The organism is Comamonas sp. 4034, from assembly GCF_050434545.1.
Taxonomy (GTDB): Bacteria; Pseudomonadota; Gammaproteobacteria; order Burkholderiales; family Burkholderiaceae_C; genus Comamonas; species Comamonas odontotermitis.
On the sequence record NZ_JBNDIT010000001.1, the window covers coordinates 33976 to 54633 of the forward strand.

At 63.1% G+C, this 20658-nt stretch carries 16 protein-coding genes; 5 read left to right on the plus strand and 11 right to left on the minus strand.

Going from position 1 to position 20658, the window contains the following annotated elements; translation table 11 throughout:
• Positions 1-58: 58 nt before the first annotated feature.
• Positions 59-1504 carry a pyruvate kinase gene (gene pyk / locus ABIE32_RS00160; RefSeq protein ID WP_224150552.1) on the minus strand — a complete coding sequence of 482 codons (1446 nt, stop codon included), beginning with the start codon at positions 1502-1504 and terminating at the stop codon, positions 59-61.
• A 260-nt stretch (positions 1505-1764) separates the two neighbouring features.
• Positions 1765-3201, minus strand: coding sequence for an aminopeptidase P N-terminal domain-containing protein (locus tag ABIE32_RS00165; RefSeq protein WP_429012612.1), 1437 nt, complete (start codon positions 3199-3201; stop codon positions 1765-1767).
• A gap of 190 nt (positions 3202-3391) precedes the next feature.
• Between ABIE32_RS00165 and ABIE32_RS00170 the strand changes: the two genes are divergently transcribed.
• Together ABIE32_RS00170 and ABIE32_RS00175 are read left to right on the plus strand one after the other, a co-directional pair.
• Positions 3392-3892, plus strand: a complete 501-nt coding sequence (locus ABIE32_RS00170) for an NUDIX hydrolase (RefSeq protein WP_429012615.1) — start codon at positions 3392-3394, stop codon at positions 3890-3892.
• 133 nt (positions 3893-4025) lie between these two features.
• A complete protein-coding gene (locus ABIE32_RS00175; protein WP_429013591.1) occupies positions 4026-6479 on the plus strand; it encodes a penicillin acylase family protein in 2454 nt (817 codons plus the stop codon).
• Between the two features lie 152 nt (positions 6480-6631).
• On the opposite strand, the gene ABIE32_RS00180 is transcribed toward ABIE32_RS00175, so the two are convergent.
• The gene (locus tag ABIE32_RS00180; protein WP_429012618.1) at positions 6632-6880 is read right to left on the minus strand and encodes a hypothetical protein; all 249 of its coding nucleotides are present in this window, start codon (positions 6878-6880) and stop codon (positions 6632-6634) included.
• A 55-nt stretch (positions 6881-6935) separates the two neighbouring features.
• Positions 6936-7565 carry an isochorismate family cysteine hydrolase YcaC gene (ycaC, locus tag ABIE32_RS00185; protein ID WP_395023780.1) on the minus strand — a complete coding sequence of 210 codons (630 nt, stop codon included), beginning with the start codon at positions 7563-7565 and terminating at the stop codon, positions 6936-6938.
• A gap of 217 nt (positions 7566-7782) precedes the next feature.
• On the opposite strand from ycaC, the gene mnmA reads away from it, so the two are divergent.
• Positions 7783-8940, plus strand: a complete 1158-nt coding sequence (gene mnmA, locus ABIE32_RS00190; RefSeq protein WP_429012621.1) for a tRNA 2-thiouridine(34) synthase MnmA — start codon at positions 7783-7785, stop codon at positions 8938-8940.
• A gap of 16 nt (positions 8941-8956) precedes the next feature.
• Here mnmA and ABIE32_RS00195 read toward each other — a convergent pair whose 3' ends face one another.
• From ABIE32_RS00195 to ABIE32_RS00220, 6 genes are all read right to left on the minus strand, one after another.
• A complete protein-coding gene (locus ABIE32_RS00195; protein ID WP_429012624.1) occupies positions 8957-10306 on the minus strand; it encodes a tetratricopeptide repeat protein in 1350 nt (449 codons plus the stop codon).
• 128 nt (positions 10307-10434) lie between these two features.
• Positions 10435-11949 carry a rhomboid family intramembrane serine protease gene (locus ABIE32_RS00200; protein WP_429012627.1) on the minus strand — a complete coding sequence of 505 codons (1515 nt, stop codon included), beginning with the start codon at positions 11947-11949 and terminating at the stop codon, positions 10435-10437.
• Positions 11950-12134: 185 nt separating this feature from the next.
• Positions 12135-12620, minus strand: coding sequence for a YbaK/prolyl-tRNA synthetase associated domain-containing protein (locus ABIE32_RS00205; RefSeq protein WP_429012630.1), 486 nt, complete (start codon positions 12618-12620; stop codon positions 12135-12137).
• A 3-nt stretch (positions 12621-12623) separates the two neighbouring features.
• Positions 12624-13358 carry an ABC transporter substrate-binding protein gene (locus ABIE32_RS00210; protein WP_429012632.1) on the minus strand — a complete coding sequence of 245 codons (735 nt, stop codon included), beginning with the start codon at positions 13356-13358 and terminating at the stop codon, positions 12624-12626.
• An 88-nt stretch (positions 13359-13446) separates the two neighbouring features.
• Positions 13447-14031, minus strand: coding sequence for a single-stranded DNA-binding protein (ssb, locus tag ABIE32_RS00215; RefSeq protein ID WP_429012634.1), 585 nt, complete (start codon positions 14029-14031; stop codon positions 13447-13449).
• 165 nt (positions 14032-14196) lie between these two features.
• Positions 14197-15420: an MFS transporter gene (locus ABIE32_RS00220; RefSeq protein ID WP_429013594.1), complete on the minus strand. Its 1224-nt coding sequence runs from the start codon at positions 15418-15420 to the stop codon at positions 14197-14199.
• Positions 15421-15785: 365 nt separating this feature from the next.
• Here ABIE32_RS00220 and uvrA point away from each other — a divergent pair, with 365 nt between their 5' ends.
• Both uvrA and ABIE32_RS00230 read left to right on the plus strand, forming a co-directional pair.
• The gene (gene uvrA / locus ABIE32_RS00225) at positions 15786-18926 is read left to right on the plus strand and encodes an excinuclease ABC subunit UvrA (RefSeq protein WP_429012637.1); all 3141 of its coding nucleotides are present in this window, start codon (positions 15786-15788) and stop codon (positions 18924-18926) included.
• Between the two features lie 65 nt (positions 18927-18991).
• Positions 18992-19453, plus strand: a complete 462-nt coding sequence (locus ABIE32_RS00230) for an N-acetyltransferase family protein (RefSeq protein ID WP_429013597.1) — start codon at positions 18992-18994, stop codon at positions 19451-19453.
• A gap of 18 nt (positions 19454-19471) precedes the next feature.
• Here ABIE32_RS00230 and ABIE32_RS00235 read toward each other — a convergent pair whose 3' ends face one another.
• The gene (locus tag ABIE32_RS00235) at positions 19472-20596 is read right to left on the minus strand and encodes a PQQ-dependent sugar dehydrogenase (RefSeq protein ID WP_429013599.1); all 1125 of its coding nucleotides are present in this window, start codon (positions 20594-20596) and stop codon (positions 19472-19474) included.
• Positions 20597-20658: the final 62 nt, after the last annotated feature.

Here is a 20658-nt window from a genome sequence, read left to right on the forward strand (position 1 = left end):
CCTGCATGGCAAGCGCCAGAAGCTCATTTTTCGATGGCAAAAATCCCGATGCCCGGTATCACACCACCCGGGAGATCTTCATCATGTTCGTGCCACCGGGCGAGCCCATGGGTTCGCCGCAGGTGATGGCGTAGATATCGCCACTTTGCACAATGCCACGCGCCTTGAGGTGCACCTCGGCCTGGCCCAGAGCCGTATCGCGGTCGGCGCTGGTATCCATCAGCAGCGGACGGACGTTGCGGTACAGCGCCATCTTGCGCTGCGTGGCCACCTTGGGGGTGAGCGCGTAGATCGGGATCTGCGTGCGGTGGCGGCTCATCCACAGCGCCGTGGAGCCGCTGTCGGTCATGGCCACCAGGGCCTTGGCGCCCAGGTGCGTGGCGGTGAAGAGCGCGCCCAGCGCAATGCTCTGGTCGATACGCTGGAAAGTCTTGCCGACGAAATCGGTGTCTGCCGCCCAGTCGGCCGAAGCCTCTGCGGCAGCGCAGATGGCAACCATCTCCTGCACGGTTTCCAGCGGGAACTTGCCAGCGGCCGTCTCGGCGCTCAGCATCACTGCGTCGGTACCGTCGAGCACGGCGTTGGCCACGTCGCTCACCTCGGCGCGCGTAGGCACGGGGTTGGTGATCATGCTCTCCATCATCTGGGTGGCGGTGATGACGACCTTGTCCATCTCGCGCGCCAGGCTGATCATCTTCTTTTGCAGCGCAGGCACGGCGGCGTGGCCCACTTCCACGGCCAGATCACCACGCGCCACCATGATGCCGTCGGAGACACGCAGAATGTCTTCGAGGTGCGGAATGGCTTCGGCGCGCTCGATCTTGGCAATCAGGCCGGGGCGGTGGCGGTATTCGGCTGCAGCCACCATGCACAGCTGGCGCGCCATTTCCATGTCGGTTGCTGTCTTGGGGAAGCTGACGGCCACATAGTCGGCCTGGAAGCTCATCGCAGTCTTGATGTCTTCCATGTCCTTGGCCGTGAGCGCTGGCGCCGTCAGGCCTCCGCCCTTCTTGTTGATGCCCTTGTTGTTGGACAACTCGCCGCCGAGCTTGACCGTGGTGTGGACGGCATCGCCGCGCACACTGTCCACCGTCAGCACGATCAGGCCGTCGTTCAACAGCAGCACATCGCCCGGCCTCACATCGCGCGGCAGTTCCTTGTAATCCAGGCCCACGCCGTTGATATCGCCAGGCTCGGTACGGCTGGCATCGAGCACGAACTTGGCGCCCGGCTCCAGCATCACCTTGCCTTCTGCAAACTTGCCGACACGGATCTTGGGGCCCTGCAGATCGGCCATGATGGCCACTTCACGGCCGGCACGCTGCGCCGCATCGCGCACCATGCGGGCACGGTCCACATGGTCCTGCGCCTTGCCGTGGCTGAAATTGAGGCGCACCACATTCACGCCCGAACGGATCATCTCTTCCAGCAGCGCCGGATCGCTGGAGGCTGGGCCTAAGGTGGCAACAATCTTGGTGGCGCGGCGAATCTTGGGGGAAGCCATGGATGTTTTCCTGAGCGTTATGTTTGTCTCAAACGGGAAGCGGCAACTGTTTCATGTAACTGTATACAGCTTCATTCTGTAATCGAGTTTCCATTCTGACACCAAAGTCACGGTTTGCGGTTACCAACGGGTTTCATTCGATGTGCACCTGCACAATTGATGTACTTTGGCCACGTTGCAAGAAAAAACGCCTGCTGATGCAGGCGTGGCATACGCAGAAAGCTACATTTTCAATAGCATTTTGCGTGTACTTCATATATTTACAGGTCTGCCGGGGCTGGCGCGCCATCGCGCATCAAGGCCTCGATCTCATCGGCTGCCACCGGCACGCCGCGCGTCAGAAGCTCGCAACCCGTCTCGGTGATCAGCGCATCATCTTCGATGCGGATGCCGATGTTGTGGAACTGCTCGGGCACACCCTCGGCCGGGCGTACATAGATACCGGGCTCGATGGTGGAGACCATGCCCGCGCGCAGGATGCGGCTGGGGCGGTTGATGATCAGCTCACCCGAGAGCGGATCGCGCCGCTCGCTGATGTGCCCCACCTCGCTCGGCTCCACATAGTTGCCGCAGTCATGCACATCCATGCCCATCCAGTGGCCGGTACGGTGCATGTAGAACTGGAAGTAATTGCGGTTCTCGATCACGTCCTGCACACTGCCGACCTTGTTGCCGTCCAGCAGGCCCAGATCCAGCATGCCCTGCGCCAGCACCGCCACCGTGGCGTCATGCATGTCATTGAAGCGCTTGCCAGGCACGGCAAGTGCAATGGCGGCATCCTGGCTGGCCAGTACCAGGTCGTACAGCGCGCGCTGCGGGCCGCTGAATCTGCCATTGGCCGGGAAGGTGCGGGTGATGTCGCTGGCGTAGCCGTCGAGCTCACAGCCGGCATCGATCAGCACCAGATCACCGCTTCTGACGGGCGCGGCATCCGCACGGTAGTGCAGCACGCAGGCATTGGCCCCTGCCGCCACGATGGAGCCATACGCCGGGTACTGCGAACCGTGCTCGCGAAAGGCCTGCAGCAGCTCGGCATCCAGGTGGTACTCACGCACATCCTTGCCTGCGCGCAGCATGCGTGCAGAGCGCTGCATGGCCAGCACATGGGCGCGCGCACTGATGGCACCTGCGCGGCGCAGGATGGCGATTTCGTGCGCATCCTTGACGAGGCGCATCTCGTCCAGGATCGCACACAGGTCACGCTGCTGCTCGGGCACCAAGGCACCATAGCGGGTACGGGCGCGCACGGCATTGAGCCACTTGGCAACCACGCCTTCGAGCCCCGGATGGATGGCAAACGGATACCACACCACCGTGCGGTTTTCCAGCATCTTGGCCATGCGTGCATCCTGCTCGGTGATGGCAAAGGCTTCGCTCACACCCAGCGCTGGCACGGCGGCATCGGGCCCCAGGCGGTAGCCATCCCAGATTTCGCGCGCCAGATCCTTGGGCGCACAGAACAGGGTGCTTTTTCCATCAGCCGTGATCACCAGCGTTGCGTGCGGCTCGGTAAAACCCGTCAGGTAGTAGAAATAGCTGTCGTGGCGATACAGGTAGTCGCTGTCGCGGTTGCGCGGGTGTTCCGGCGCCGTAGGAATGATGGCAATGCCACCCTCGCCCAATTGGCGGGCGACCTGGGCGCGGCGCTCGGCATAGATGGCTTGGGCGGGGATGGCGGGGACGTTGTTGTTCTGCATGGTTCTATCCTAGCGCTGCTCCCAAAGCCCTGCAGCCATAACGCTGCCTCGCCTGCGGAAATTGGGGTAAACACCATCGCTCATAATTTGATAGCTATCCGCACCCCATACACAAGCGCCAGCTTTGGTATTGACCCTAAAAACCGCACACTGGCAGCGCGCCCCATTCGACTTCACCCATAATGCGCGCATGCCCCACCGCTGGAAACCCAATGTCACCGTGGCCGCCATTATCGAGCGTGATGGCCGCTTTTTACTGGTAGAAGAAGACACTTCGGACGGTGTTCGCCTGAACAACCCTGCCGGGCATCTGGACCCTGGCGAGTCGCCCATCCAGGCCTGCGCGCGCGAGGTGCTGGAAGAGACCGCATTCGATTTCAAGCCCACGGCGCTGCTGGGCGTCTATATGAATCGCTTTGTCCGCACCAAGACCGGCACGGACACGACCTATATGCGCTTTTCCTTCACCGGCACCCTGGGCGCCTTCCACGAAGGCCAGCCGCTGGACGATGGTATTCGCCGCACGGTGTGGATGACCCAGGACGAGATACAGGCCGCCCATGATGCAGGTCAATTACGCAGCCCACTGGTGCTGCAGTCATTGAACGATTACCTGTCCGGGCAGCGCTTTCCGCTGGGGCTGATCTACACCGATGCGTCGGTACTGGTAGAGCCCGAGACGGGCGCTTAGAACCTGTTGACGATCTCCTGACGCCGTACTGCCGCGCAGGCGATAGCGCGGCATGCTGCCCCGTGGCAATGTGGACGCCTCACAACGAGGAGACGACACCGTGCCACGCCAACACCCTGCCTTCCCTTCCACCATGCCTCGCCGCACGCGGCTTTTGGCACTGCCACTTGCTGCCGCGCTTCTGGCCGCAGGTTGCAGCTCGCTGGGAACCGCTCCCACCTCGCAGAGCCAGGCCAAGATTGCCGGGCTGGAAAAGCCCGCCGAAGTGCTGATCGACCAATGGGGCGTGCCGCACATCTATGCCGGCACCACCTACGACGCCTTTGTGGTGCAAGGCTACATGGCCGCCCGTGACCGGCTGTGGCAGATGGATCTGTGGCGCAAGCGCGGACTGGGCGAAATGGCCCAGGATTTCGGCCCGGCCTGGGTCGAGAGCGACAAGGCTGCGCGGGCCGTCCTGTTTCGCGGCGACATGTACCGCGAATGGCTGGCCTATGGATCGGACTCCAAACGGGTGGCCGAGGCCTTTGTGGCCGGAGTGAATGCCTTTGTGGCCCAGACCCAGGCAGACCCCAGCCTGCTGCCGGAGGAGTTCAGACTGCTGGGCTACCAACCCGCCAAATGGGCCGCAGAAGACACGGTGCGCATCCGGCACCACGGCCTCACGCTGAACTTCACCGGCGAGGTGGACCGCGCCCAGGCCTTCTGCGAGGGCAAGCAGAACGGCGCCCGCGTGGACTGGCTGCGCCGCGAACTGGTGCCTGATGTGAAACCGCAGATCCCCGAAGGGTTGGAGGTGTGCGGCCTGCCCGGCAAGGAGCTCAAGCGCGCCTATGCCCTCGCCACTGCCAGCCCGCGCTTTACCAAGGAAAACGTCAAGGTTTCCGCACAGGATATGGCCCCCGAACAGCTGCTGGCCCTGTCCGAATCCACTCTGAACCAGCCCGATGCCAACACCCTGGCCAGCTATGGCAGCAACAACTGGACCATTGCGCCCGGCATGACCACGACCAGCCGCCCCATTCTGGCCAACGACCCGCACCGCGCGCATGGCGCGCCCAGCCTGCGCTACATCTCGCACATCTCAGCCCCCGGCATGGATGTGATCGGCGCGGGCGAGCCGTTTCTGCCCGGCATCTCCATCGGCCACAACGGCCGCATTGCCTTTGGCCTGACGCGCTTCTACATGGACCAGGAAGACCTGTACGTGTACGAGACCAACCCGCAAAACAGCAAGGAATACAAATACCAGGGCCGGTGGGAGCCCATGACCCGCGTCACGGAAACCATTCCCGTCAAGGGCGCGGCCAAGCCGGTCATCGTGGAGAACTGGTACACCCGCCACGGCCCGGTGCTGGCCGCCGAAAACAACAAGGCCTACGCGCTGCGCGCAGCCTGGCTGGACCTGGGCATGGCGCCATACTTCGGCTCGATGGATTACATGCGGGCGCAGAACTTCGACCAGTTCCGCGCGGCGATGAACCGCTGGGGCGCACCGGGTGAGAACCAGGTCTACGCCGACAGCAGCGGCAACATCGGCTGGATTCCCGGCGGCCTGACACCGATCCGCCCCAATTGGGACGGGCTGACACCCGTACCCGGTGACGGCCGCTTTGAATGGACAGGCTACCGCAATGGCGACGAGCTACCCTGGGAGTTCAACCCCCAGCGCGGCTATGTGGTGACCGCCAACGAAAACAATGTGCCGCCCGGCCATCCGCTCTACCAGAAGGGCATTGGCTACGAATGGTCCGATTCGGCGCGCGCGCAGCGCCTGCATGGGCTGTTTGAAAAGGCAGCCAAGGAAGGCAGAAAGCTCAGCGTTGCCGACTCCGAAGCCTGGCAGACCGACATCGTGGCCGTACCGGCGCAGCGCCTGCTCAAGCTGCTGGCGCCGCTCAAGAGCAGCGATGCACAGACCGCGCAGGGCCTGGTCATGCTGCAGGGCTGGGACGGCACCATGTCCAAGGACAGCGCCGCCGCAGCGCTGTACGAGGTCTGGAGCAACGCCACCTTGAAGAAAGCACTGACCGACCGGGTGCTGGCGGCAGGCGAGCGCAGCTTTTCCAAGGACACCAGCGCCACCCGCATGATCACGGTGCTGGAGACCCCCCAGGGATGGATGAGTCCGGCCGAGCGCGACCAGGTGCTGCTGTCCTCCATTGCGCCTGCCATGCAGTGGCTGCAGGGCAAGCTGGGGGCCGATGCGAAGAGCTGGACCTGGGGTGACCTGCACCAGGCGATCTTCGTACACCCCTTGGCCGGTGTGGTGGACAGCGCCACCAGGCAGAAGCTCAATGTTGGGGCTGGCGGCATTGGCGGATCATGGGCCACGCCCATGGCCACCAGCTACAACGCAGACACCTACCAGCTGACATCGGGCGCGTCTTTCCGCATGGTGGTGGATGTGGGCAACTGGGATGCTTCGCGCGTGGTCAACACGCCCGGCCAATCAGGCAACCCGGCCAGCCCGCATTACCGTGACCTGGCCAACACCTGGGCGGCAGGCCAGTACTTTCCGCTCGCCTATTCACGCAGCGCAGTAGAGAAAGCCACGCGCGAACGCATTGCGCTGACACCGCAATAAACCCGTCTTTCAAACCCGGCCTTCGGGTGGCAGCAAAAAGGCGATCCAGGGATCGCCTTTTTCCATCTGCTGGTTCGATATCTGCAATATCTATATCTGCAATATCTATCTGCAATGTCTGCGGCCACGTTGAGCAGGTTCTTGGAACGTGCTTACAGCAGCGCCAGCCGCAAACCTTCTGCCGAGAGCCCATAGGCCTGCATGAACACCTCATAGGCCGCATGCGTGCTGGCGTCTTCCAGCGTCTCCAGCCCCACGCTGTGCAGGTTGCCTTGCAGCAGCTGGCCTTCGCGCAGCGGCTGGTTGCCCAGTTGCTCCGCCAGGGCGTAGCTGCCATCGGGCAGTTGCAGGCCGATGAAACCCGTCTGCGCCTGGTAGGCGATGACATGCGCTTGCTCCATGGCGGCTCCTTGCAGTTTTGGCTTTGTTGCTACCTATTTAATAGCTATTGGCGCTTTATTTGCTTGCACTGGCACGCGAATAGCTGTTCATCAGATTGCGGTAGTCAGGGATGTGGTTGCTGAACAGGGTGCCCAGCCCTTCCACATCGTTGCGCCAGTCGCGGTGCAGCTCACAGGCCACGCCAAACCAGGTCATCAGCTGAACACCCGCTGCTTCCATGCGGCGCCAGGCCGAATCGCGGGTGATTTCATTGAACGTGCCCGATGCATCGGTCACCACGAACACCTCGAAGCCTTCTTCGATGGCCGCCAGCGCCGGAAAGGCCACGCACACCTCGGTCACCACGCCGGCAATGATCAGTTGCTTCTTGCCGGTGGCCTTGACGGCCTTGACGAAGTCTTCGTTATCCCAGGCATTGATCTGGCCGGGGCGTGGGATGAACGGCGCCTTGGGGTGCGCCTGCACCAGTTCGGGCACCAGCGGGCCGTTGGGGCCGTCTTCAAAGCTGGTGGTCAGGACAGTGGGCAGCTTGAAGTAGTTGGCCAGATCGCTCAGCGCGAGCACATTGTTCTTGAACTTGTCGGGATCGATATCGCGCACCAGGGAGAGCAGGCCCGTCTGGTGATCCACCAGCAGCACGGCGGCATTGTCCTTGTCGAGGCGAACATAGGGCTTGTGGGACATGGTCGTTCCTTTTCAGATCAGTCGGCGGGCGTTGCACGCCAGGAGCGTCTGCAACGAAGATTCGTGCCTAACGCCTGAAATGAATATTAATGATGGAACGATCGTCGATAAATAACCGAAATTTGCATTCATCGTTCAAAAATATGAACGATAGGCCGCGAGCATGCCATAGCCCTAGCGCAGCATGCGCCCGCTGCCGAGGCGGATAATTGCGCCCATGGTTAAACAGCGCATCGTAGTGGGGTTGAGTGGCGGCGTGGATTCGGCCGTCACCGCGTATTTGCTCAAAAAGCAGGGACACGAGGTCGTCGGCATCTTCATGAAGAACTGGGAAGATGACGACGACAGCGAGTACTGCTCGTCGAACATCGACTTTGTCGACGCCGCCGCCGTGGCCGACGTGATCGGCATCGAGATCGAACACGTCAATTTTGCGGCCGACTACAAAGACCGCGTGTTCGCGGAATTCCTGCGCGAGTACCAGGCAGGCCGCACACCCAACCCCGACGTGCTGTGCAACGCCGAGATCAAGTTCAAGGCGTTTCTGGACCACGCCATGCGCCTGGGCGCCGAAAAGATTGCCACCGGCCACTACGCACGTGTGCGCCAGAACCCAGAAACCCGCCTGTTCGAGCTGCTCAAGGGGCTCGACCCTGCCAAGGACCAGAGCTATTTCCTGCACCGCCTGAACCAGGCGCAGCTGTCCAAGGCCCTGTTCCCTGTGGGTGAGTTGCGGAAAACCGAGGTGCGCCGCATCGCCGAAGAAATTGGCCTGCCCAATGCCAAGAAGAAGGATTCCACCGGTATCTGCTTCATCGGCGAGCGCCCGTTCCGCGACTTCCTCAACCGCTACATCAGCAAGGAGCCCGGCCTGATCCTGGATGATCGCAACCGCAAGCTGGGCAAGCATGTGGGGCTGTCGTTCTATACGCTGGGCCAGCGCTCGGGCCTGGGCATTGGCGGCGTCAAGGAAAAGGGTGCTGCGCGCGGCGCGGGCGACCATGCGCCGTGGTTTGTGGCACGCAAGGATCTGGACAAGAACATCCTGCGCGTGGTGCAGGGGCACGACCATCCCTGGCTGCTGTCGCATGCCCTCGATGCCGACAATACCAGCTGGATTGCAGGCCACCCGCCTGCTGCGGGCACCTACGGCTCCAAAACCCGCTACCGCCAGCCTGATTCGCCTGCCACCATCGGCGCCGACGCGACGAACAGCCACTTTCACCTGGATTTTCCAGAGGCGCAATGGGCCGTGACGCCTGGCCAGTCAGCCGTGCTGTATGACGGCGAGGTCTGCCTGGGCGGCGGCATCATCGCCCAGGTGGGTACGGAGGCAGGCGTAGCGCATGCCACGCCTGCCCAAGCTGCGCTCTAAGCTCTAAGCGATAGACCTACACTGGCGCAACGGGCGCTGCCGACTTGGCAGGGTCCTGCGGCAATTCGTCGCGCAGGATCCATGCCGCCTCCTGCGTGCTGGGATGCTCGGGGTAGCGCATCTTCATGCGCATGAAAACGCGCACCGCCTGATCGGGCTTGCCCAGCCCTTGTTTGAGCACCCGGACGATCAGCTCCTGCGCCTGCGGAATCACCGGGCTTCCCGGGTAGTTCTTCTCGAAATTCTGCAGCACCGCCAGCGCATGCGATCCTTGCTGGCGCTTCCAGGCGGTGCTAGCCAATGCCAGGGAGGCCTCGGCAGACTCCAGCTTGAAACCGGGCATGCGCTTGTAGCAACTGCCCCAGACCTCCAGTGCTTCGCTGGCCTGGTGTTTTCGCAATAACAGGTCGATGAACTGCTGGCCATGGCGCGCAAGTTCGGCTGTCTTGTCAGTGAGCTTGAGCACACGGTGGTAGCGCCGCTGGTCGGCCACATTGTCGTAATTAAGACGCTGCCATTCGCGCGCCTCGTCCTGCGCGGCCTGCATGTCGCCGTTCTGCACCAGTTGCGCAACGGCGGCATCGCGCCGTTTGGCCTCTGCGGCCTGCGGGTCAATCTGCACCGTGCTGCCGCCTTCGGCTTCGGGCGCCTTGTCGGGCTCGATGCCGAACTCCGCATGGTTCTGGTACATCACATAGCCGATCATGGCCGCAATCACCCACAGAAAGTAGATAATGGCAAAGGCCATCAGCGGCGCCAGCATGGCCTTGGGCACCAGCGCCAGCAAAAAGCCCATGGCCATAGGCGCGCCCTGCATCAGCAGGAACAAAAACAGGCACAGCAGGAAATACGGCAGCCCGATACCGGCAATCGTGCCCAGCAGAATGAACGGATTGATGGCCGACGACAGGCTGCCCGTGCTGATCAATACCATCAAGGTGACAGGAATCAGGAACGACGACCCCAGGTTGCCCAGCACGCCCAGCTTGATGCTGGCCTGCGCCAACATGCCGATGACAAAGCCGTGCACCAGGAGCACGCCAAAGAACTTCCAGGGCAGCACCTTGAGGTCGGCGTCCAGCGGGTAATGGTCATAGTCGCTGCTGTCCAGTACGCCGCGCGATGCATATGCTGCTGCCTTGAACGCATAGCGGCTGACGGCCAGCATCAGGCCCACAAACACCGCAATCCCGATGAGCAGCCCCATGAACATGGCATAGGCGCACAGCGACAGCACCACGGCGTACATGAATGGCGTGCGCTGGAATGGAAACAGGAAAAAGCTGTTGAGCTTGTGCCAGAAAGGAGGAATGTTCCAGTTGGCGCTGTCGTTGTCGACTTCCGGTTGTGAACGCGATAGGCCCATGGCCGCCCCTGTTGTCTGTAGACGATTGCGAAACTTGCAAGCCGCAACTTTATGTATTGTCAGAAACGATCATAAGCCATAACTTCACAATCTCTTTACAAAACACAGACGGGGCAGAGGCCCATGCTTCACCGCACAGCCCCACCCAGCCAACGCGTCACCGGCTCGTGCGGTGCCGCCTGCTGCAGCGCGGGCAGCCAGCGGCGCGCATCTTCCATGCGACCGGCTTTGGCCAGGCCATTGGCCAGCAATGCCAGGGTGCTTGGCCACTGCGGGTGGTCCGCAGCCTTTTCCAGTTGCTGGCACAGCTTCTGGGCGTCGTCCCATTCGCCCAGGCGTACAAAGCCCGGCATCAGCGCATGGAGCGTGTTGCTGCTGATGCGCGGCACCGGCTGGGCGCGCTCGCAGTACACACGCCAGCTGCGGTGCTGCAGTTGGCGCTCGGCATCGGTCCTGGCGGGCAGCTTGAAGATGGCGCGCGCGGCCAGGTGGAAATCATCGCTGGCAGGGGTATGGCGGGCGCTCTCGAACCAGGCACGCAGAATCTTGGGATCAGTGGGCGCGAGCTTGGCGGCCTCGCGCCACGCACGGGCCGCACGGTCAAACGCCAACGCATCGGTATGCTGCTGGGCCCGCTGCACGGCCGCCTGCAAGGCATCTGCCTGCGCCTTGGCCGCCTGTTTGTCGCGCGCAGCCTCCTCCACCACCGATTCCTTGCGCCGCAATTGCAGGTACAGCGCCATCAGGATACCCCCTGCCACCAGGCCGCCAAAGTGCGCCATGTAGGCCACGCCGCGCCCGCCTATCCAGTGTTGCGCCAACTCGAACCCCATCCACACCGGCAGCAGTACCAGCGCGGGCCAGGTGGCGTAGTTGAAGTAGAACGCCAGCATGTAGAAGAACCGGATGCGCCGCATGCGGTAGAGCACCACGTACATGGCCATCAGCCCTGCAATCGCACCCGATGCACCCAGTCCGTAGCTGCCCATGCCGGCATAGAACAGGCCTGCGAACAGCGATGCACTGATGCCGGCGATGACATAAAAACACAGGTACAGCCCTGCACCCAGCGCCATCTCCAGCGTGAAGCCGAACAGGAACAGAAACACCATATTGCCCACCAGGTGGCCGGTGCTGCCATGCAGGAAGGTGGAGGTGAAGGCCTGCACAGGCTGCAAGCCGGCGCCGGGCTCGTAGCTCATGGCCCAGCGCGATGTGAAGGGCTTGGGCTCCTGCGGCGCAAAGCGGGTGCGGGCTGCCTGCCATTCGGCATGGAGCGGATCGCCAGGCCGGATCACCTCGCCCGCCAGCAACTGGCGCCGAAAGCGGCCCTCTTGCCACATCAGCGTGTACAACTGCTCGTAATCCTGGGATTTTTGCAGGCCCTGGGCCATGCGCACCAGTTGCTTGCTGATGCGGCTGTCCTTGTTCTGGCTCTGCGCATCCAGGTATTTGACGAACTCCGGCACCTCCATCGCAGGAAGCGCCGTGTGCGCGTAGGTCTTGGCAGCGCGCTCTGCCCCCCGCTCCTCACCTTCCTGCCAGACCCAGAACACCAGACAGTTGATGACGATCAACAGCACGGTCATCCATGGTGGAGACTGCCAGGAGGGTTTGTTTTCAAGCGGGATGGCGATGAACATGGCGCATATTGTGCTGTGGCACAGCAGCCACGCTGCAAACCACGCCGGCCGAGCAGCCACAGTGTTGGATTTTTGCGTCTCGTTCAGCGACCAGACGAGGGGGAATACTGCCTTTTACCCCGACACTTGCTATCAAAAACAAAGTCACTGCACCCACTGATTGGGCATCAGCCGCGTTTTTTCGCTTACACCGCATCCGCGCAGATCGCATGCTGCACCGGCTGGGCAATGCGTACATAGTCCTCGCTGTTCAGCACCATCGAGCGGTCCAGCCTGCCGGCATTGAAGGCGATTTCGCCAAAACGCGCCACCAGGCCTGGATCCACCACCAGCGTGATCTGCGGCGCCAGGCTGAACGGAGGGATGGCTCCGATCACGCAGCCGGTCTGCTGCGTGGCTTCTTCAGCGCTCGCCAGCGTCATCTTGGGCAACCCGAGGGCAGCCGCGAGCTTGCGAAAATCCAGCTTCTGGTCGCCCGGCAGCACCGCCAGCACCCAGTTCTCTCCAGCCGCCCCACTCTTGGTTCTGCACAGCATGGCCTTGGCGCCCTGGCCCGGCGCTGTACCGCGAATTCGCGCCACCTCTTCCGATTTACCCTCTGCCGGGTGCTCCAGCACGCGGTAGCGCGCGCCATGGCCGTCGAGCAGTTGCACCAGTCGATCAAACACCATCACTCAATCCTTGCGCGGCGCAACGATGGCGCCCTGTATCTGGTGGCGGGCCAGCGCCTCGGCCACAAAGCCGCTCGCCTTGGCCTCTTCCACAAAATCGGACAGCCATTGGGCCACGGCCGTACCCCGTGCTTTTGGCACGCCCATGGCCTGCTGAATCACCATGAAGCGCCCGGGCAGCATGCGCAAGCCGCCGCGTTGCGCCACGCTGGTCTCCAACTGGGTCTTGACGCCTGCAGCCACATCGCCCGTGGGCGCCAGAAACACATCCACCACCGCAGGCGATGTCGGTGCACGCACGATGCTGGCGTGCTTGAGCTCGCGCGACAGGTACAGGTCGTACGCGCTGCCCTGGCCTACCACCACGGTATGGCCCGGCACATCGACCTGGGCGTTGTCGATGAGCGGCGAATCGCTGCGCACCATGTAAGCCCCTTCAATCAGCACATAGGGCGCGGAAAACGCAATGCCTGCACCGCGCACCGGATCGACGGCAAAGAACCCGAAATCCGCCACGCCGTTCGTCACCGCATCGACCGACTTGGCCGCCGCCTCAAACACCTGCAGATCCAGCGGCACTCCCAGCTGTACCGCCAGGCGCTGCGCCAGATCCACCGAAACACCGGCAGGCGTGCCATCGGTCTGCAGCCGCGCCAGGATGGGATTGCCCACGTTGATGGCAGCGCGCACGCGGCCCGTGGGAGCGAAGGCAGAAACGATGTCGGCACCAGCAGTCATGGCAAGGCTTTCGTCAAAAACAAAGGCCTGCACCAAAGTGGGATGCAGGCCTTGAATCGTTCATGGGTGAGCGCGCAGCAGGCGCGGATCAGAACGGAATATCGTCGTCCATGTCGTCAAAGCCCGACGCTGCGCGCGGAGCCGGTGCGGGCATGGGTGCGGGCGCCGGACGCGGTGCAGGTGCCTGCTGTTGGCGAGGGGCCATGGCAGGCGCTGGCGCGCGGCGCTGCTGGTAGCCGCCTTGGCCACCACCACCCTGGCCGCCACCGCCTTGGTCGCCGTAGCCGCTGTCGCCATAGCCGTAGTCGTCGCCCTGGCCCTGACCGCCCTGGCCCTGGCGGCTGCCCAGCATCTGCATGGTGTCAGCGCGGATTTCGGTGGCGTAACGCTCCTGGCCGGTGGCCTGGTCGGTCCACTTGCGGGTGCGCAGGCTGCCTTCCACATACACCTGGCTGCCCTTGCGCAGGTACTGCCCTACGATTTCTGCCAGGCGGCCATTGAAAACCACACGGTGCCATTCGGTGGCTTCCTTGTTCTCGCCGGTGTTCTTGTCACGCCAGCGGTCGGTGGTGGCAATGGTGACGTTGGCGACCTGGTCGCCCGACGGGAAGGTGCGGATTTCGGGATCGCGGCCGAGATTGCCGACGATGATGACTTTGTTGACGGATGCCATGGTGGAAATGAGTCCTTGAAAAATGAGCGCCTACTATGCGTTGGCAGCCTTGCTGGCCCTGCGGCCTTCAAACGCCCATCACTGGTGAAAAACAGGTTCGTATCCTACCCCAAAGCGCAGCACGGGTGCGCGGCAGAGTCGACAGAAAAACAGGGCTTGGCCCACTCAGCGAGCAGAACCGTTGCCAGCGCTCACTCTCCCCGCCTCGCCACTGTGGTCTGCACGCGCCACTGGCCGTAATGGCCAGGTCACCACCAGCCACAGCAGCGTGAGCACCGCAGTGACGGCAAACAGGCCCGCCGGCCCGGCCCACTTGGCGAGGACTCCCCCCAGCGCGCCGCCTGCGAACAGGCCCAGCGACTGCAAGGTGTTGTAACAGCCCAGCGCTGCACCACGCAGTGGCGCTGGCGCCATGCGAGAAACCAGGCTGGGCTGCGTGGCCTCCAGCGCATTGAAACCGCAGAAAAACACAAACATCAACAGCGCCATGCACCAGATGGTGGGAATGCTGCCGCCAGCCGCCAGCATGCCCAGCCCCACCTGCACCACCAGCACCAGGGCAATGGCGCCCAGCAGCGCGGCACGCAGCCTGCCCTTGCGCTCCATCGAAAACAGCGCACCCATGGCCACAAATGACAGCACCACCGCCGGCAGGTAGACATGCCAGTGCTCTGCCTTGGGCAGGCCAGCCTGCACCAGCATGGCAGGCACCGCCACCCACATGGCCATCTGCACGGTGTGCAGCACAAACACGCCACCATTCAAGCGCAGCAGATCGGCGTGCCGGAGCACATCGCGCAGGCTGCCGCGTGGGCCGTCATGGTGTACCACCGGCTCGGGCGGCACCACCCACAGCACCACGGCAATCCCTGCCAGCGCCAGGCCACAGGTCAGCAGAAACAGGCCCGAAAGGCCGATATGCACCACCAGCAGCGGGCTGATCACCAGGGCCAGCGCAAACATCAGACCAATGCTGGCCCCTACGAGTGCCATGGCCTTGGTACGTACGGCATCGCGCGTCTGGTCTGCCAGGAGCGCCGTCACCGCAGCTGAAACGGCGCCTGCACCCTGCAGCGCACGGCCAATCAGCAGCGTGTGCAGATTGCCCGCAAGCCCGGCGAGCAGACTGCCTGCCGCAAATACCAGCAGGCCCAGCACGATCACTTTCTTGCGACCCAGCCGGTCGGAGGCCATGCCCAGCGGCAATTGGCACACCGCCTGTGTGAGCCCATAGATGCCCATGGCCAGCCCCACCAGCGCCGGATCATCTCCGCCAGGGTACTTGCGTGCCTCCAGCGCAAAGACGGGCAGCACCAGGAACAGTCCGAGCATGCGCAGCGCGAAGATCAACGCCAGGCTCACGCTGGCACGCCGCTCGGCAGGCAGCATGGCGGATGAAGAAGAGGATGGACGGGAGGAGCGCGGCAAGGGAGAAATCAGAAGATGGGCCAAAAAAGCAAGGGGCTGACATTCAGCCCGCAGCGCGACAAGGATTATCGCCAGCGGCAAGTGTAGGGCGGCACCACAATCCTTACAGACAACAGGAAACAACACGCTTCCAAATCAATAGCTACATGCACTGATTTGGCGTATGTATATTCCATTTTCTATCGCTGTACTTGCGCGACATCAACATCTTTTGCGCCCTGTGGCATGGCTATTTGCCCTGTACAACCTTGGCGCCAAAGTGCGTCGGTCACACACAAAACCCGCTGGCTGGCTATCATGGGGAGTTTTGGTTCTTCGCGCCACCCATGCCACCACGCACTCCGACCATTCCCAATGCCGCCCTCGATCTGCACGCCGAACTGGGTGAACCCCCGGCGCAGGACGATGGCCGCTACCTGGGTGCGCGCCTGGCGCACAGCCGCATCGCCATCCGTGGCGCACGCACCCACAACCTCAAGAACATCGATCTCGACATCCCGCGCCACCAGCTGGTGGTGATCACCGGGCTGTCGGGCTCGGGCAAATCGAGTCTGGCGTTTGACACCCTGTATGCCGAGGGGCAGCGCCGCTATGTCGAGAGCCTGTCGGCCTATGCGCGCCAGTTCCTGGGCCGGCTCGACAAACCCGATGTCGACCTCATCGAAGGCCTGTCGCCAGCCATCTCCATCGAGCAGAAGGCAACCAGCCACAACCCGCGCTCCACCGTTGGCACGGTGACCGAAATCCACGACTACCTGCGCCTGCTGTATGCCCGCGCCGGCACGCCGTTCTGCCCGGACCACAACCTGCCGCTCGCGGCGCAGACCGTGAGCCAGATGGTGGATGCGATCCTGGCACTGCCGCAGGACACCAAGCTGATGATTCTGGCCCCCGTGGCACGCGGCAAGAAGGGCGAATTCGTCGAGTTGTTTGCGCAGATGCAGGCGCTGGGCTATGTGCGTTTTCGGGTCGACGGACAGATGTACGAGCACGAAGCGCTGCCGCCTCTGGCCAAGAACGAGAAACACGATATCGACGTGGTGATCGACCGTGTCAAGATCCGCCCCGATGTGCAGCAGCGCCTGGCCGAGAGCATTGAGGCGGCGCTGCGCGTAGGCGGCAACGAAGGCAATGGCCGTGTGCTGGCAATGGAGATGGACACCGGCAAGGAACATCTGTTCAGCAGCAAGTTCTCGTGCCCGATCTGCAGCTACGCGCTGGCGGAGCTGGAGCCGCGGCTGTTCTCGTTCAACTCGCCCCACGGTGCCTGCCCTTCCTGCGACGGCCTGGGCGTGCATGAGGTGTTCGACGTTGACCGCGTCGTGGCATTCCCCTCGCTGAGTCTCGCCAGCGGCGCGATCAAGGGCTGGGACCGCCGCAATGGCTATTACTTTGCCATGCTGGAGAGCCTGGGCCGCCACTACAAGTTCGACATCGAGCAGCCCTTCGAGAGCCTGCCGGACAACGTGCGGCAGGTGGTGCTGTACGGATCGGGCAGCGAAGACATCGCCTTCAAGTACGAACTGGCCAGCGGCGAAAACGCAGGCAAGCTGATCACCAAGAAACACCCCTTTGAAGGCATCCTGCCCAATATGGCAAGGCGCTACCGGGAAACCGATTCCAGCATCGTGCGCGACGAGCTCTCGCGCTACCAGAGCGTGCAGCCCTGCCCCGACTGCCACGGCGCGCGCCTGCGCCGCGAGGCCCGCTTTGTGCGCGTGGGCGAAGGGGACGAGGCCCGTGCCATTCAGGACGTGAGCCATGTCACCCTAGCCGAAGCCTATGACTGGTTCAGCCATCTGCACCTCTCCGGCGCCAAGGCCGATATCGCCGCGCGCGTTATCCACGAAATCCGCACGCGCCTGCAGTTCCTCAACGACGTGGGCCTGACCTACCTCAGCCTGGACCGCAGCGCCGAAACGCTCTCGGGCGGCGAGGCACAGCGCATCCGGCTCGCCTCCCAGATCGGCAGCGGCCTGACGGGGGTGATGTACGTGCTCGACGAGCCCTCCATCGGCCTGCACCAGCGCGACAATGACCGCCTGATCGCCACCCTGATGCACCTGCGCGACATCGGCAACAGTGTGATCGTGGTCGAACACGACGAAGACATGATGCGCGCGGCCGACCAGATCATCGACATGGGACCGGGCGCCGGTGTGCACGGTGGCCGGGTGATGGCACAGGGCAGCTATGCCGACATCTGCGCCAATGCGCAGTCGCTGACCGGCCAGTACCTGAGCGGAAAAAAGACCATTGCCGTGCCCCCGCGCCGCACCCCCTGGCTGCCGGTGCTGGAGGGCACGGTGGGAGCACCTGCGGGCAAGCCCGTGGGAGCCAAGGCGGAGTCGCATTTTCCGACCGTGGAAGCCTCTCTCGCCAAGAAGACTCCCAAAAAGGGAGCAGTCAGCGCTCGCCAGTCAAGCGCAAGCAATACATCCGGCATCAAAAACATCGATCCGCACGCCGTGCAGACCCTGCGGGTGGCGGGTGCCAGCGGCCACAATCTGCACCATGCCACGGTGGATTTTCCGGTAGGCCTGTTCACCTGTGTGACCGGTGTCTCGGGCTCGGGCAAATCCACGCTCGTCAACGACACCTTGTACGCTGCGGCGGCGCAAAAGATCAACCGCGCGCAGGGCGATGTGGCGCCGTATGACGAGATCGAGGGGCTCGATTACTTCGACAAGGTCATCAACGTGGACCAGTCCCCCATTGGCCGCACGCCGCGCAGCAACCCGGCCACCTACACCGGACTGTTCACGCCCATCCGCGAGCTGATGGCCGAGACCAACACCGCCAAGGAACGCGGCTACGGCCCAGGACGCTTTTCCTTCAACGTGGCCGGTGGCCGCTGCGAAGCCTGCCAGGGCGATGGCATGGTGAAGGTGGAGATGCATTTCCTGCCTGACGTGTACGTGCCCTGCGATGTGTGCCACGGTCAGCGCTACAACCGCGAAACCCTGCAGGTGCAGTGGAAGGGCCAGAACATTGCGCAGATACTGGACATGACGGTGGAGGATGCGCACACCTTCTTCAAGGATGTGCCGACCATCGCGCGCAAGCTGCAGACCCTGCTGGATGTGGGCCTGTCCTACATCCGCCTGGGCCAGAGCGCAACCACCCTGTCAGGCGGCGAGGCGCAGCGTGTCAAACTTGCACAGGAACTCTCCAAGCGCGACACGGGCCGCACGCTCTACATTCTGGACGAGCCCACCACCGGCCTGCACTTTGCCGATATCGACCTGCTGCTGAAGGTGCTGCACCAGTTGCGCGATGCGGGCAACACCATCGTCGTGATCGAGCACAACCTGGATGTGATCAAAACCGCCGACTGGGTTATCGACATGGGCCCCGAGGGCGGCGCGGGCGGTGGCCAGGTGGTGGCACAGGGCACCCCCGAAGAAGTGGCAGCCAATCCGGCAAGCCATACCGGGCGGTATCTGGCGCCTTACCTTCAGGCCTGAGGCCACCGCTTTCAGAGCAAGCCCGCAATCCGATGACCAATACCAAGCAACACCACACTGCACATGTGCCCGCAGGCCTGATTTTTCGCACCGCTCACCTTGCCGATCTGCCCGCCATCATTGCCTTGCTGGCGGACGATGCCCTGGGTCGCGAACGTGAGGTGCGGGCCAACCCGCCAGACTCGCGCTATATCGCGGCATTTGAAGCCATCTGCGCCGATTCGAACCAGCGCCTCGTGGTGGCCGAGCTGCAGGGCCAGGTCGTGGGAACACTGCAGCTGTCCTTCGTGCCCGGCCTGTCGCATACCGGGGCCTGGCGTGGCCAGATCGAGTCGGTACGCATCGCTGCTGCATTGCGCGGCATTGGCGCAGGCCAGCAGATGTTGGAGTGGGCGGTGGCGCAATGCCGTGAGCAGGGCTGCTCAGTCGTTCAGCTGACCACCGATAAAAGCCGCACCGATGCGCACCGTTTCTACCAGAAGCTTGGCTTCGAGCCAAGCCATCTGGGCTTCAAACGCAAGCTGTAAGCCGCCCTTGGGCAGTTCTTACGGCACCAGGCGAATCAGCTTGCCGTCGGGCCCATCCGTCAGCAGATAGACCAAGCCATCCACTCCCTGGCGCACATCGCGGATGCGCTCGCCCAGCGACTCGTACAAGCGCTGCTCGCCGGTGATGCGTCCATCCTGTACCTGCAGCTTGGCGAGACTGCGTGATTTCAGCCCACCCACCAGCAAACTGCCCTTCCAGCCCGGCCCGTAGCGATCGCTGGTAACAAAAGCCATGCCCGATGGCGCGATGCTGGGCACCCAGTAATGCAAGGGCTGCTCCATGCCAGCTTTCTGCGCGCCCTCACCAATCTTGCCGCCGCCATATTCTTCGCCGTAGGTGATGACGGGCCAGCCGTAGTTTTTGCCAGGCTGCGGGCGGTTCACCTCGTCGCCGCCCTGGGGACCATGCTCGTGCTGCCAAAGCTGGCCATCAGGCCCCATCGTCAGGCCCTGGCTGTTGCGATGGCCGTAGCTGTAGATTTCAGGCAGCACATCCGGCTTGCCGACAAAGGGGTTGTCCCTGGGCACGCTCCCATCTGCGGCAATGCGCACCAGTTTGCCATGGTGGTTGTCCAATTTCTGCGCATCGTTGCGGTAGGAGTAGCGATCGCCCAGGCTCAGGAACAGCGTGCCGTCGCGCGCCTGTGCAATGCGACAACCAAAATGCGCGCTGCTTTTGACCTTGGGGCGTTGGCTGAAGATCCGCTTGACCTCTTCAAGCTGGCGCTCATCCGCAGCAATACGTGCGCTGGCGAGCGCCGTGCTGTTGGTCTCCTTGTCTTGCCCGGGTTCGCTGTAGCAAAAGTAGATGCGGCGGTTGCTGGCAAACTGGCTGTCGGCCACCACATCCAGCAAACCGCCCTGCCCGCCGAATGCCACGGCGGGCACGCCTTTCAGCTCCGCCTGCTTTGCGCCCTGCGCGTTCAGCAGCCACAGCTTGCCCGCACGCTCGCTCACAAGCCAGCGCTGGTCGGGCAGGGGCGCAAGCGCCCATGGGTTGGCCAGGCCACTTGCCAGCACCTCGGGCTTGGGCAAGGCGGGCTGCGCCTGCGCCACGCCTGCAGCCATGCACACGCCAGCAAAGACCGACAGCGGACGCAGCGCGCTCCAGCGCAGTGGCATAGGCGACAGTGGCAGGAAATTCGGTGCCATGGGGCCTCCTCTTGGTCGACGCCAGACAGTAC